The organism is Kribbella amoyensis (genome assembly GCF_007828865.1).
Lineage (GTDB): Bacteria > Actinomycetota > Actinomycetes > Propionibacteriales > Kribbellaceae > Kribbella > Kribbella amoyensis.
In genome coordinates this window covers 4,662,280-4,676,502 of record NZ_VIVK01000001.1, presented here as the reverse complement: position 1 = coordinate 4,676,502, position 14,223 = coordinate 4,662,280, and the positions used below count along the sequence as shown (strand labels likewise).

Below are 14,223 nucleotides of genomic sequence, written 5' to 3'. Positions count from 1 at the left end.
TCTCAGTTCGGCGCCAGCACGACGGTGAACATCAGCGCCCGCGCGCTGGCCGAGTCGGCCGTCGCGGTGAGACCGCCGACCGTCCCCGGGACCACGGGGGCGTTGCTGTCCACGGCGAGTGCCGTGGTCCGGCCCGACCCGCTGCCGGTGCTGTTCGCCCGGACGGTGGTCCCGGCCGGTGCCGTCATCGTCGTCGTCGCCGAGGACTTCTCGGCCCAGTAGCTGACCAGCCGGCCGCCCACGGTCGACGTGGTCAGCGTCGGCGTGGTGTGCGCGGCCTGCGTCACCGTCTCGCTCGCCGTGGCGGAATTCGCGATCGGGTTCGCCGCCGTCCCGCGGTACGCGAGCAGTGAGGCGTCCGCCTTGGTGAGTGCCGAGGTGGTCACCTGCACGGTGGTCCCGGCGTCGGTCGCGGTCGCCGTCTTCCGCCAGAGCCGGCCCGCCTGGTTGCTGGAGGCAACCGTATCGACGAGCGTCCAGCCGGCCGGCCCGGTGATCGCCGGGGCCGGGTCGTTGTCGGCGAAGAACAGCAGCAGCGCGTCACCGGCGGTGACCCCGGCCGGGACCTGGACCGGGAACGTCGTGGCGTTCGCGTTCACCCGGTTCGCGCCGACGAAGTCGATCGCCCTGGCCGGGTCGACCACGGACACCGAGCGCGTCGTCGAAGCGGTCACGCCGTCGTTGTCCGTCACGGTCAGCCCGATCGTGTACGTCCCCGCCGCCGCGTACGTGTGCGATGCCGTGGCCCCGGTCCCATTGTTGCCGTCACCGAAGTCCCAGGCGTACCCGGTGAGGGTGCCGTCCGGATCGGCCGAGGCGCCCGCGTCGACCGAGCAGGCCAGGTCCGTGCAGCTCGCGGTGAAGCTCGCCGTCGGCGCCTGGTTCACCCGACTCACCGTGACCTGGTGCGAGGTGGTGTTGGTCCCGCCCTCGTTGTCGGTGACGGTCAGGCTGACGGTGTACGTCCCGCTCGCCGGGTACGTGTGCGACGGGGTCGCCCCGCTGCCCGTCGTGCTGTCGCCGAAGTTCCACGCGTACGTGGCGATCGTGCCGTCGGTGTCGGTGGACCCGGATCCGTCGAACGCGCAGGTGAGGCTGTCGCAGGACTGGCCGAAGCCGGCTGTCGGCAGCTGGTTCACGTGGGTCACGGTGACGTTCTGGGTCTTGGTGTTCGTACCGCCCCGGTTGTCGGTGACGGTCAGCGCGACCGAGTACGTCCCGGCGGCCGCGTACCGGTGCGTCGGGTTCGCGTCGGTGCTGGTGGCGCCGTCGCCGAAGTTCCACGCGTACGAGGCGATCGTGCCGTCCGGGTCACTCGAACCCGTCGACGAGTACGCGCAGCTCAGGTCGGTACAGGTAACTCCGGCCTGGGCGGTCGGCAGCTGGTTCGTGCCCTGGCCGCCGCCGTCCTGGTAGAGGAACAGGGTGCGCGCCCGCCAGTCGATGCCGGTCGTCAGTGTCTGCGCGGTGCCGGCGACCGGGAGGCCGGTCGCCGGGTTCCAGGTCGCCCGGCGCAGCGTACCGTCGGTCGACTGGGCCCAGTACAGCGTCGAGCCGGCCAGGAACATCCCGTTCATCTGGGAGAAGTTGATCCCGGTCAGGTTTCCGGTGGCGGTGAAGACGTTCGCGCCGACCACGTCGCTCTCCGGCGTGAAGTACCGGTAGAAGAGCGAGTTGCTGCCCGAGCGGGTGAAGTAGATCCGGCCGGAGTCGTAGAACATGCCGGTGATGTTCGGCACCTCGTTGTTGTGCCAGGTGGTCATGTTCGTCAACTGGTCGGCGGTGTTCACCGGCGTCGCGGCGCCCAGCGTCGCCCCGTCGAAGCTGCGCCGGTCGAAGGTTCCGTTGGACCAGCCCGCGTACAGCTGCCCGTTGAGCATGAACGCGCCGCGGTTCGTCCCCCAGCTCACCCCGCCGTTCGGGACCGAGGACAGCGGCGACGGACTCGTCCCGTTGTGGAAGGACTTGTTCAGCGTGTTGTCCCAGTTGACGATGATCGTGCCGGTCCGCCGGCCCGCGACGTAGATGTCGTTCGGCAGCGTCGGGGTGGCGTTCGGCGCGATCGTGGTCCCGCCGGTCAGCGGGAAGAACGCGATCCGGGCGTGGTACTCGGAGTTGCCGATCCGGTCGGTGTCCGAGCCGACCCACAACCCGTTGGGCGTGGCCAGCAGGTCGAACACGCCGACGCCACGGTCCCTGGTCGGGTTCCACGACAGCGGCAGCCCGTTGACCGGGTCGAGCGCCGCGATCCCCGGCCGCGACACCGCGCCCTGGCCGGGCGTGTCCCCGGCGAACGGGTTGTTCTGCCAGCGGGCGTGACCACCGGTGTAGACCACCGTGCCGGTGATGGCGACCGCGTACGTGGTGTCGCCGCCGGTGTTGTTGATCCACCGCGCCGTCAGTCCGGAACCGCGGGCACTGGTGTTCCACCGGGCCGTCGAGTCGCAGGCGGCCATCGACCCGCCGTACGCGCCGGTCGTCGAGACGACGAAGTACGAGCCGTCCGGGGAGAAGTCCAGGTCGCGCATGTAGGTGTCGAAGGAACTCGAGCAGGCGGTGTTGTAGAAGTTCGTCTGCCAGTTCTCCACCGCCGCCGACGCGCCGGTCAGGTTCAGCATGAAGATCTGGTGGTGCTTGGTCCCGCCGACGGTGTCGAAGTTGCCGATGGCCACCAGTTCGCTGCCGTCCGGGGTGATGTCGATCTTCATCACGGTGGTGACACCGCCGTTGTGCAGCCCGGCGATCGGCAGCGACATGTACGGGTCGTACGCGCCCGTCGTCGGGTTCACCGTGGCCAGCGCCGGCCGGGCGTTCCCGGCCACCGTGCTGAACAGACCGGCGATCCACAGCCTGCCGTTCGACAGCCGCAGATCCCTGATCCGGCCGTCCAGCTTGGGCGGCTTGAAGCCGGACACGCGGGCACCGGTGGTCACGTTGATCTTCGCCAGGCTGGCGGACCCGCCCCCGCTGATGTTGTTGAAGTATCCGGCCACGTACGCGGTGGTGCCGTCGCCGGACGGGATGATCGTGGTCACCTCGCCGTCCGGGTTCGGCGCGAACGTCGCGTCGATCTCACCGGTGGTCGCGTTGAACGCGGCCAGGTTGTTCCGGGTGTAGGTGGTGGTGCCGTCGCGGGACTGGATCTGGCTGAACACGCCGCCGATCAGGATCCGGTTGCCGAACTGCTGGATCGACTTCACCGACCCGTCCAGCACGTTCGGCGTCCAGTTCGCCGGATCGTCGCTGACCACCCGGTCCTGGCTGACCTGGACGGCGTCCGCCGGCGGTCCCACCAGGACCAGCCAGCCCGCCAGCGCCGTCACCAGCGCCGTGAGCCCACACAAAAGCGTCTTGCGCACAGTCGTACTCCCCCCACCCGGACGGCCTCGCGACCCGCCGAACGGACACACCCGATGCCTGGCGCAGCCCCCCAGCCCTCCAGGTCCCCTTGGACGGACAGTAAACACCCTCGGAGCACGGCCCGGCAGTCCCTGCAAGGCATAAACCGGGCCCCTGGAAGCAAATCGCGTTACAAAGAACTTCAGGCCACGCCCAGATCACCGAAAGTGACGGTTTCGGCCCCGCTCCCGAGGGGAAGTCCACCCGGTCGTCACGGACAGGTGCAGAAATCGTCACCGATCATTGGCGATCCGTATCCCTTCACCTATCCTCGTCTGGGGAGAGCACGCGGGCCGGGGGGCTCAGCGCGTGCTCGGGAGCAACGGGTGGGGGAATCCAGTTGTCGTCACACAACATTGTCGCGTCCACTGACGCTGTCAGCGCGGCCGTGGCGCCGCGCCGGCGTCGTCGCTGGTCCGCGAGCTGGCCGCTGTCCGCGCTCTTCCTCGGCTTCCCGTTGTGGTGGGTGCTCGGCATCGCCGACTTCGCCTTCTTCCTCGCCGCGATCCCGATGGCCTGGTCGCTGATCAGCCGCCGGACCGTCCTCGCACCGCGCGGCTTCGGCTGGTGGATCGGCTTCCTGGTGGTCGTTCTGGTCAGCGGCACGATGCTCACCACCGACGCACCGTTCAGTACCACCGGCCCGCTCGGCGGTTCGCTGCTGACCTTCTGCTACCGGCTCTGCTGGTACCTCGCGGTCACCGTCGTCCTCTTGTACGTCGGCAACACCAGCTCCAAGGACCTGCCGACCGGCAAGGTGGTGCGGCTGCTCGCGTACATGTTCGTGGTGACCGCGTTCGGCGGCCTGCTCGGGGTGCTGATGCCGCACCTCGAGTTCAGCTCGTTGCTCGAACTGGTGCTGCCGAAGTCCGTGGCGAACAACCGGTTCCTGCACGCGCTGATCCACCCGGCGACCGCCGACATCCAGAACGTGCTCGGGTTCGCCCAGCCACGCCCCCGGGCGCCCTTCGCGTACGCGAACTCCTGGGGCGCGAACCTCTCCTTCTTCCTGCCGTTCTTCCTGTACTCCTGGTTCAGCAAGGACGCGGGCTGGCGCCGGATCGCCGGCTGGCCGGTGCTCGCGGTCGCCGCGGTCCCGGTCGTGTACTCGCTCAATCGCGGCCTGTGGGGCGTCCTGGTCGTCGGCGCGCTGTACGCCGTGGTGCAGGTGATCCGGTTGCGCGGCTTCAACGCCGTCGTCTGGCTCGCCCCGGTCGCCGCGATCGCGGTGGTGGCGATCCTGATCTCGCCGTTGCCCGGCATGATCAGCGAACGGTTCGCCCACCAGCACAGCAACGACCGGCGCGGCGAGCTCGCGTTCAAGACGGTCGAGTCGACGGTCAAGGGCTCACCGCTGATCGGTTTCGGCAACACCCGGGACGTGGAGGGCAGCTTCGGGTCGATCGCCGGTGGCGCGACGCTGGGCTGCCCGGCGTGCGCGGTGCCGCCGTTCGGGACCCAGGGACACCTGTGGCTGGTCGTGTTCGCGCAGGGCCTGCTCGGGACCTTCTTGTTCCTGGCCTTCTTCCTGGTCCGGTTCGCCCGACACGTCCGCAGCCGCGAACCGGTCACCATCATCGGGCTCGCGGTGCTGCTGTTCTTCCTGATCGAGATCATGGTCTACGACACGCTGGGGTCTCCCCTGTTCACGCTGATGATCGCGCTCGGGCTGATGTGGCGGACGGATCGCGAGGCGCAGCTGGGGGTGGCGGCCCGATGACCTCCGCTGCCGATGCCACCGTGGATCGCTTGCTGAGCACGGTTTCCCGGCTCTGGCCCGGGCACGCGGTCGACCTGGTCCACGGCCGCCGGTCCGCCGATCGGGAACTGATCTTCGTCCCGTCGAGCGCGTCGCCCCGGCTGCTCGTACCGGCGGGACATCCGGCCGCGGCCGCGAGCGGACTGCGCCGGTTCAGCCGCGCCCTGTCCACCAAGGAGCGGGTGATCCGGCTGGCCGGTTCGGTCGGCCTGCGGGTCGGGGCGGAGCGGTTGCTCGCCGACCGGATCCGGATGACACCGGTCGGCATTCCGGGCGACACGATCGAGCAGCACCTGTCCACGGTGCTCGGGACCGAGGTCGTGGTCGGGCTGGGCGTCGGCTCGCTCCGCGCCAACCAGAAGCCGATCCTGCAGGTGTTCGACCGACGCGGCCGCTGCATCGCCTACGTCAAGGTCGGCGACTCCGAACTCACCACCGGCCTGGTCCAGCAGGAAGGCGCGAACCTGGCTCGTCTAGGTCAGCACGACTGGCGGCTGCTCGAACTCCCGGAGTTGCTGCACCTGGGGACCTGGGAAGGCCTTGAACTGTTGGTGATCTCGGCCCTCGACACCGCGATCCGCCCGGCCGGTGGTCCGCTGCTGCAACCACCGCTCGCACCGCTCGACGAGTTGTACGACCAGTTCGACGAGGGATCCGAGGCACTCGGCGGCACGGTGTACTGGGCCGACCTGGTCGGCACGGCGAAGCGGATCGAGGACGACTGGCAGCGCACGGCGTACCGGGAGGCGCTCGCGCGGATCGAGGCCGGGCACGGTGACACCGCGATCCGGATGACGGCGTGGCACGGAGACTTCGCACCGTGGAATCTCGGCCACCGGCGCGGCCGCCTGCAGCTGTGGGACTGGGAGCGGTTCGCGACCGGCGTACCGGCCGGGCTGGACCGGATCCACTACGTGCTGCACACCAGCACCCGGGCCGCCGGCTTCTCGGACAGCGTGGTCGACACCGCGCTCGCGAGTCCGTACACCCATCACCCGGACTGTTCGCCGACCCTGCAGGACCTGACCGCGGTCCTCTATCTCGCCTCACTCGCCGCGCGCTACCTGATCGGGAGTCAGGGCCCGCAGGGCGAGGTACTGCGCCCGACCACCCGCACCGTGCTCGACGCACTGACCCGGCACAGCCGGCGGATCACCGCCCCGGCGCCGAAGGGAGCCACCCGATGACCAGTACCGGCCTGACCGCCAAGCGCACCGCCGTCCTGCGGTCCACCCGCGACATCGTCCCGGACGGGACCCAGGAGGCGATCCGCAAGGCCACCCGCGCCGTCGGCCGGGCCACCTCGGGCGTCCGGATGTTGCCGGACTTCCTCGTCGTCGGCGCCCAGCGCTGCGGCACCACCACGCTGTACCGGTTGCTGGTCGACCACCCCGCGATCGTCAGACCCCTGTTCCACAAGGGCATCGGGTACTTCGACATCGGCTACGACCGGCCCTGGTCGTGGTACCAGGGCCACTTCCCGGTGGCGGCCGTGGCGGCGGCGCGGACCCGGCGGACCGGGGCGCCGATGACGTTCGACAGCAGCGGGTACTACCTGTTCCACCCGCTCGCCCCGGAACGGATCGCGGCGCACCTGCCCGGCGTGAAGATCGTCGTCCTGGTCCGGGACCCGGTCGAGCGGGCGTTCTCGGCGTACAAGCACGAGCGGGCCCGCGGGTTCGAGACCGAGGACTTCGAGACCGCGCTCGCGCTCGAGCCGGCCCGGTTGTCCGGTGAGGTCGAGCGGATGCGCGAGGACCCGGCGTACCTGAGCTTCCACCACCGGCACCACGCGTACGTCGGCCGCGGCCGGTACGCCGAGCAGATCGTCCGGTTCCAGCAGGCGTTGTCGCCGGAGCAGGTGTTCGTGATCGACGCGAACCGGTTCTTCGACCAGCCGGTCGAACAGTTCGCCCGGTTGCAGGAGTGGCTCGGTCTGCCGGTCCACCACCCGGCCAAGGTCGAGCAGGCGAACGCGCGGCCGAGCAAGCCGATGCCGGCCGGGCTGCGGACGGAACTGCTGGCCGGGTTCGAGTCCTCCGACGCCGAGCTGACCACGATCCTCGGCACGACCCCGAGTTGGCGCTTGTGAGGACCAGCCGGCCGGCGCGCGACGACGCCATCGAACTGTCCGCCTACCTGCGCGCGATGCGCCGGGGGCTGGCAGCGGTCGTCGTCTGTGCCGTGGCCGGCGCGATCGTCGGCGTCGCCTGGATGGCGCGCACCCCGAAGGTGTACTCGTCCACGTCGGCCGTGTTGGTCGCCGACGCGCCGCTCTACCTGGCCCGCAAGGGCGAGGAGGGCGCGAAGTGGTTCACCATCGACACCGAGTCGTCGCGGCTGATCTCCGCACCGGTGCTGGCGGCGGCCCGCAAGGCCACCGGCGAGCAGAACATCCAGGCACACGCGCACATCTCCGCGGTCCCGACCACCAAGGTCCTCAAGGTCACCTATCGGTCCACCAACCGGGTCGCCGCCGAGAAGGGCGCGGCGGCGATGACCGCGACGTACCTGCAGCTGCGGCGGGCCGAGTTCGAGGCGCGCCGCGACGACCGGGTCGAGGTGATCGGCCAGCAGATCACCACCCTGAACGCGCGGCTCGACGAGACCGTCGTGCGGGGCAAGGCCAGTGCCGGCAAGATCGCCGAGATGCGGGCCAGCCGGCAGGCGATAGCGGCCCAGATCGCGGCCCGGCAGACCGAGTCCCGCCAGGTCCGGACCACCAGCGCGTACCCGGGCCAGGTGCTGCGGATCGGCGGTACCACCACCGCGACCCGCGACAACCCGTTGGTACCACCGGTCGCGGGCCTCGTCCTCGGCGGACTGGCCGGCCTGCTGATCGCGGCGTTCCGGTCGTCCCGCCTCGGCAGCCCGTCCGACGTGGCCCGCCTGGTCCCGGGCGGCTCGGTGGTCAGCGTCCCGCAGTACCGGATCGGCCGGCCGAGTCCGCGGGCGTGGGACCCGATCACCACCGGCGTCCTCGGGATCGGCTCCGGCACCGTGATGGTCGCGCCGCCGGACCACCCGCCCACCGACCTCGAACGCACCGCGGCGGACCAGCTGTCGGCCGCGCTCCGGTCGCACGGCCGGGAAGCGCGCGTCGTCGACCACACCGTGCTCGCCACCGACAGCGTGCCGTCCCCCGGACCCGCGACCGAAGGACGAGCGAAGGCGAGCACCGTCCTGGTCACCGGCGGCGGCGTGACCAGCGAGCCCGGTTCGGTGCTCGCGGCACTGGCCGGCCACGTCGTCCTGATCGTCACCCCGCGCACCCGGCAACGGGCACTGGCCCAGGCCGTGCACCGCAGTGCCGAGGTGGGCGCCACCATCCACGGAGTCGTGTTGCTGACCCGGTTCGCTTTCACCGGCGGCCGGTTCGTGCCCGCTGTGCTGAGAAGGAGTACCTGATGACCACACCGCCTGCCCCGCACAGCACCGCGTCGCCGCCGGTCAGTGTCGTCGTCGCGACCCGGAACCGGCCCGAACTGTTGCGCAAGGCCCTCACCTCGATCGCGGTCCAGGACTACGCCGGGCCGATCGAGCTGGTCGTCGTCTACGACCAGAGCGAACCGGAGACCGGGCTCGGCGCCGACCTGCCGCTCACCGGCCAGGCCGGCGAGCGGACGGTCCGGGTCGTCACCAACACCCGCAACCCCGGCCTGGCCGGCGCCCGCAACAGCGGCGTGACCGCGTCGGCCGGTGAGCTGCTCGCGTTCTGCGACGACGACGACAGCTGGCAGCCGGACAAGCTGCGCAGCCAGGTCACCATGCTGACCCTGTCCGACGCGGGCCTGTCGGTCTGCGGGATCCGGATCACGATCGGCGACCAGACCCACATCCGGATCCCGGCGCCGGCCGACGTGACCGTGGACGAGCTGGCCCGCCGCCGGGTGATGGAGGCGCACCCGTCCACCGTCGTGGTGACCCGGGCCGCGTTCGACCGGATCGGCTGGGTCGACGAGGACCTGCCCGGCGGGTACGCCGAGGACTACGACTGGATGCTGCGCGCACTGGCCGCCGAGAAGGTGGCCGTGGTGAGCAAGCCGCTGGTCGAGGTGCTCTGGCACCCGGGCTCCTTCTTCACCACCCGATGGGCGGTGATCATCGAGGCACTCGACTACATGGTCGACAAACACGCCGTGATCCGGAACAGCCCGCGTGGGCTGGCCCGGATCTACGGCCAGAAGGCGGTGGCGTACGCGGCGCTGCGGCGACGGACGGACTCGTCGCGGTGGGCGTTGCGGGCGCTCCGGCTGGCACCTGGGGAGAAGCGCGGATACCTCGCGCTGGCGATCGCGTCTGGGGTCGTCCCGGCGAACAGAGTTCTGCAATGGGCGAATGCGAGAGGGCGGGGAGTATGAGCACGATGACCGAGACGGCCGGGCCGGCGCCCGGGAGCAGGTTCAACTGGGCGGGCCTGGTTCGCCGGCTGCCGATCGTGGTGCTGCTGGCGGCGGTGGGGACCGCGCTGGGCCTGCTCGGCGCTCGGCAGCAGCCGGCCTCGTACACGGCGACCGCGACCGTGCTGGTCGAGCCCGCCGACGGCAACCCGTACGCCCCCGGTACCCGCGGCCAGAACCTGGCCAACCTCGGGACCGAGGCGCAGCTGGTCAGCTCCGACGCGGTGGCCCAGATCGCGAAGACGTCGCTGCGCAGCAACGCGTCGGTGGCCGCGCTGGTCGAACAGCTCGCGGTGACCACCCCGCCGAACTCGCAGGTGCTCGAGGTGGCCTACACCGACAGCACACCCGTTGCCGCGCGCAACGGTGCGAACGCGTTCGCGAACGCGTACCTGGTCGCCCGCGAGCGGCGCGCGGCCGAGTCGGTGCAGGCGCAGATCAACAACCTGACCAAGGCCCGCACCGCCAACCAGTCCGCGCTGCAGCGCAACGTGGCGGCGCTCGGCAAGACGGCCGCCGGGTCACCGGCCCGCGCGCTCGCCGAGCAGCGGGTGCAGGCGGCGACCGCCGAGGCGTCCAAGCTGGAGGGGCAGATCAGCGACCTGCGGCTGTTCCAGGGCGACCCGGGCCAGGTCCTGTCGCCGGCCACCACGCCGACCTCGACCGCCGGACTGCCGAGCTGGATCATGCCGGTCGCGGGAGCCGCGATCGGCCTGCTGCTCGGGCTGGTGCTGGCGATCTGGCGCGCGCTGAACGACAGCACGCTGCGGACCGTCGACGATGTGTTGGCCCTCGGGTACCCGGTGCTCAGTACCGTCCGGACCTCGGCCGGCGGCGGGACCGACGTCCTGCTGACCGACGCGGCCGCTGAACTCCCCGAGGGAGCACGGTTGCTGCGCAGCGTCCTCGGGGTGAGCAGCCCGGACGGTGACGCCGTCCTGCTCGTCCCGGCCGGATCCACGGCCTCCCACACCGGTACGCCGATGGCCCTGGCGGCCGCGTTGGCCCGGGCGGACCAGACGGTCACCCTGGTCGACGCCGAGGGCGACCTGACCGAGGCCGCGCGGCTCACCGACGTCGCCGGGCTGACCGAGGTGCTGAACGGTGCCGAGCCGGGTTCGGTGGTGAAGGAGTACCAGCCGAACCTGCGGTTCGTCCCGGTCGGCAGCGGGTACGCCGGATCGGTCGACAAGCTCGCCTCGCCGCAGATGCGCGAGTTCCTGGCCGCGTTGACGCCGGACGCCCGGTGGCTGCTCGTCGCCGGACCGATCGCCTCGGCCCCGGAGACGCTGACGCTCGCCGACCTGTGTTCTGACGTGGTGATCCTGGTCAGCCTCCGGCACACCACCGCGGCCGACCTCCAGCGGGCGGCCGAGGCGGTCACCCGCGGCGGCGCCAAGCTGGTCGGGGTCGTCGTCGACACCCCGGCGCCGAGCCAGTGGTTCCGCAAGTCGCAACCTGCCAAGGTCGTTGCTTCTGACAACGTCACCGAAACCGACACCGTAGACGGCGAGGTCGTCACGGCGGAGGACGAGTCCACCGGCGTCGTCGCGACGAGTGGCGACGACCGGACCGAGGAGATCGCGAAGGTCGACGCGGCGGCGCCGGACCGGGCCGACCCGGTCAAGCCCTGGTTCCCGGACGACGGGGACGAGGCGACCGACCAGACCGACTTCGCCGGATCACGGAGAACGATGTAGTGACCGCACCGCTCGCCGGGACGGCCGGCTCGCACCCGGCCAGCCTGGGGAAGATCGCCCGCAGCGGCTCCGCCAACCTGGTCGGCGCCGCGGGCGGGGCGATCCTGACCCTGCTGCTCACCTGGGTGGTCACCCGGTCCACCGAGGCGGACGTGGCCGGCAGTCTGTTCGCGCTCACCTCGGTGTTCCTGATCGTGGCGGCGATCGCCGAGCTCGGGTCGGACGTGTCGCTGTCCAAGTTCCTGCCGCACTTCCTGGTCGAGGACCGGCTGGCCGACGCCCGCTCGACGGTCCGGATCGCCGCCGGAGTGTCGTTCTGCGGTGGCGCCCTGGTCTCGCTGGTGCTGATCCTGCTGCGCGGCCAGGTCGCGGACGCGATCGTCGGGACGAACGGCGGCGGGTCGAGCGCGGTGGTCGTGCTGTCGATCTGCATCCCGCTCACCGCCGTGATGAACACGATGCTCTCGGCGACCCGCGGGCTGACCACGATCCGGCCGACCGTGCTGGTGGACAAGATCGGCCGGGCCGCGATGCAGGTCGGCTGCATCCTGGTCGCGGTCGCGGCCGGCGCGGATCTCGGCGGACTCACCCTGGCCTGGGCGTTGCCGTACGCGATCGGTACGGTCGTCGCGATCTGCTGGTACCTGGCGATCGAGCGCCGGCTGGTGGCCCAGCGCGGACTCGGCCGGCCGGGTTCGGCCAAGAAGGCGCTCTGGCGGGAGTACGCCGTGTACACCTGGCCGCGGGTGATCTCGCGGATCAGCCAGAGCATCCTGCAACGCGCCGACATCGTGCTCGTCGCCGCGCTCCGGTCCCCCGCCGAGGCCGCGGTGTACACGGTCGCCACCCGGCTGTTCGTGATCGGCCAGCTCGGGACCCAGGCGATCCAGCAGGTCGCGGCACCGCATACCAGCGCGCTGCTCGCGTCCGGGGACCAGCAGGCCACCAAGCGCGTCTTCCAGACCGTCACGGCGTGGACGATGTCGCTGACGTGGCCGTTCTTCCTGGTCTGCCTGACGCTGGCGCCGTTCCTGCTGCACGCGTTCGGCGGCTCGGCGTACCGGACCGGGGAGGACGTCGTCGTGGTGCTGGCCGTGGCCGCGTTGCTCGCCGCGGCCGGCGGACCGGTCGACCTGATCCTGCTGATGGCCGGCCGGAGCGGGCTCAGCCTGGTCAACGCACTCGTTGCCCTGGGCGTCAATCTGTCGCTGAACCTGCTGCTGATCCCGCGGATCGGGATGGTCGGCGCCGCGATCGCCTGGGCCGCGGCCGTGGTGGTCCGCAACGTGCTCGGGATGATCCAGGTGTCGGCGAACCTGCACTGGCTGCCGTTCAGCCGGCTGTCGGTGTACGTCGGCGGGCTGGCGCTGCTGTTCTTCGGTGTCCCGGCCCAGTTCCTCGAGCTCGTCGCGGATCCGTCCGACGGACTGCTCGTGGCCGTCCTGGCGGTGGGGGCCGCCGGGTACCTGGCCGCGCTCTGGAAGCTGCGCGACCAGCTCGCGCTGACGGCGTTCACCGCGATGCTCCGGCGCCGTCGTGACCCCGACCTGGCCGGTGTCCTGCCGGCCCTGGAGAAGAAGACGTGATGACCTCCGGCACCGCCTCGCGGACCTCTGGGCGTTTCCCCCACCTCCCGCGGGCCACCTTCCGTACCTCGTCCTCGCCGCGCGCCTTCGTGCGGTCCTGCCTCGGCGCGCTGGGCCTGGTGACCGCGGTCGCCCTGGCCGGGTGCGCGGAGGCCCAGCCGCTCGCCGGTCCGACCGCGGCCGGGCCCGTGAACACCGGCGGCCTGGTGCTGTCCACCGGGTTCTCCGACGCGGGCCAGCTCGGCCGGTCCGCGCCGACCGGGATCCGGACCGGCTTCGGCCCCGTGGTCGACGTGAACGGGACGAACCTCGTCGGCGTCGTCGACCTGGCCGCCGGCGAACAACACTCGCTCGCCCTCCTGCACGACGGCCGCGTCCTCGCCTGGGGCGCGAACGAGGACGCCCAGCTCGGCATCGGGACCCGGGCGCCGACCGAGGTCCCGACCCTGGTCCGCGCACCCGAAGGCGGCCCCGGCACGTTGACCGGGGTGGTCGAGATCGCCGCCGACTCGAACACGTCCGTTGCCCTGCGCAAGGACGGCACCGTGGTCGTCTGGGGCCGGGCGAACTCCGGCCAGCGCGGCAACGCGGAGACCAGCTCCGACCCGCTGACGCCGAGCATCGTGCTGAACCCGTCCGGCTCCGCGCCGCTCACCGGGGTCCGGGCCATCTCGGTCGACGGTGGGACCGAGCTCGCCCTCACCGATCAGGGCACCGTCCTCGGCTGGGGCGACAACACCTACGGCCAGCTCGGGACGTCGGCGCCGCTGGTGGCCAAGCTGCCGGTGCCGATCACCGGGAAGGACCGGGCTCCGTTGACCGGCGTCCGCGCGATCGCCATCGGCGGGCAGCACTCGGTCGCGTTGCTCGGGGACGGTCGCGTCGTCGCGTGGGGCCGCAACGAGGTGCACCAGCTCGGCGACGGCGGCCGCGTCGATCGCAGCGAACCGCAGGAAGTGCTCGTCTCGCCCGGGCAGCCGTTGTCCGGCGCGACCGAGATCTCGTCGGCGGAGAAGCACACACTGGCGCTGCTCAAGGACGGCACCGTGGTCGCGTGGGGCCGCAACACCGGCGGCCAGCTCGGCGAGGGCACGATGAAGTCCCGCTCGTACGCGACCCCGGTCCGCGGCCAGGGCAAGGACGACAAGCTGCAGGACGTGTCCCACGTGATCGCGGGCGAGGGGTACAGCGTCGCGGTGATGCAGAACGGCGCGATCCTGACCTGGGGCGCGAACGGACGCGGCCAGCTCGCCACCGGCGATCGCACCGACCGCCGCAAGCCCGGCCCGATCACGGTGGAGAACGGCGTCCCACCGCCGAACTGGGTGACCGCGGTCGGTGCCGGCCGGCGTCACCTCCTGATCGCGCTGCGCTGAACC

The 14,223-nt window shown here is 71.4% G+C and carries 9 protein-coding genes; 8 read left to right on the top strand and 1 reads right to left on the bottom strand.

The annotated features are described in order from the left end of the window. Nucleotides 1-2: 2 nt before the first annotated feature. Entirely contained in the window at nucleotides 3-3,359 is a 3,357-nt protein-coding gene (locus FB561_RS22005; RefSeq protein ID WP_145809693.1) for a PKD domain-containing protein, read from the bottom strand. Nucleotides 3,360-3,787: 428 nt separating this feature from the next. Here FB561_RS22005 and FB561_RS22000 point away from each other — a divergent pair, with 428 nt between their 5' ends. The 8 genes from FB561_RS22000 to FB561_RS21965 are packed head-to-tail and all read left to right on the top strand — an operon-like array spanning nucleotide 3,788 to nucleotide 14,220. Continuing rightward, a complete protein-coding gene (locus tag FB561_RS22000) occupies nucleotides 3,788-5,119 on the top strand; it encodes a hypothetical protein (RefSeq protein ID WP_145809692.1) in 1,332 nt (443 codons plus the stop codon). After that, nucleotides 5,116-6,345, top strand: coding sequence for a hypothetical protein (locus tag FB561_RS21995; protein ID WP_145809689.1), 1,230 nt, complete (start codon nucleotides 5,116-5,118; stop codon nucleotides 6,343-6,345). The genes FB561_RS22000 and FB561_RS21995 overlap by 4 nt, the downstream gene beginning before the upstream one ends. Further along, on the top strand, nucleotides 6,342-7,250 hold the full coding sequence (locus FB561_RS21990) for a sulfotransferase family protein (protein WP_145809688.1): 909 nt from the start codon (nucleotides 6,342-6,344) through the stop codon (nucleotides 7,248-7,250). Before FB561_RS21995 ends, FB561_RS21990 begins: the two co-directional genes overlap by 4 nt. Beyond that, nucleotides 7,247-8,566 (top strand): GumC domain-containing protein, encoded by a 1,320-nt coding sequence (locus FB561_RS21985; protein WP_145809686.1) that lies wholly within the window; start codon nucleotides 7,247-7,249, stop codon nucleotides 8,564-8,566. Before FB561_RS21990 ends, FB561_RS21985 begins: the two co-directional genes overlap by 4 nt. Continuing rightward, nucleotides 8,566-9,519, top strand: a complete 954-nt coding sequence (locus tag FB561_RS21980) for a glycosyltransferase family 2 protein (protein ID WP_145809684.1) — start codon at nucleotides 8,566-8,568, stop codon at nucleotides 9,517-9,519. The genes FB561_RS21985 and FB561_RS21980 overlap by 1 nt, the downstream gene beginning before the upstream one ends. Next, nucleotides 9,516-11,258, top strand: coding sequence for a hypothetical protein (locus tag FB561_RS21975; protein ID WP_170284737.1), 1,743 nt, complete (start codon nucleotides 9,516-9,518; stop codon nucleotides 11,256-11,258). Before FB561_RS21980 ends, FB561_RS21975 begins: the two co-directional genes overlap by 4 nt. Further along, a complete protein-coding gene (locus FB561_RS21970; RefSeq protein WP_145809680.1) occupies nucleotides 11,258-12,844 on the top strand; it encodes an oligosaccharide flippase family protein in 1,587 nt (528 codons plus the stop codon). Before FB561_RS21975 ends, FB561_RS21970 begins: the two co-directional genes overlap by 1 nt. Next, on the top strand, nucleotides 12,844-14,220 hold the full coding sequence (locus FB561_RS21965; RefSeq protein ID WP_145809678.1) for an RCC1 domain-containing protein: 1,377 nt from the start codon (nucleotides 12,844-12,846) through the stop codon (nucleotides 14,218-14,220). Before FB561_RS21970 ends, FB561_RS21965 begins: the two co-directional genes overlap by 1 nt. Nucleotides 14,221-14,223 lie beyond the last annotated feature (3 nt).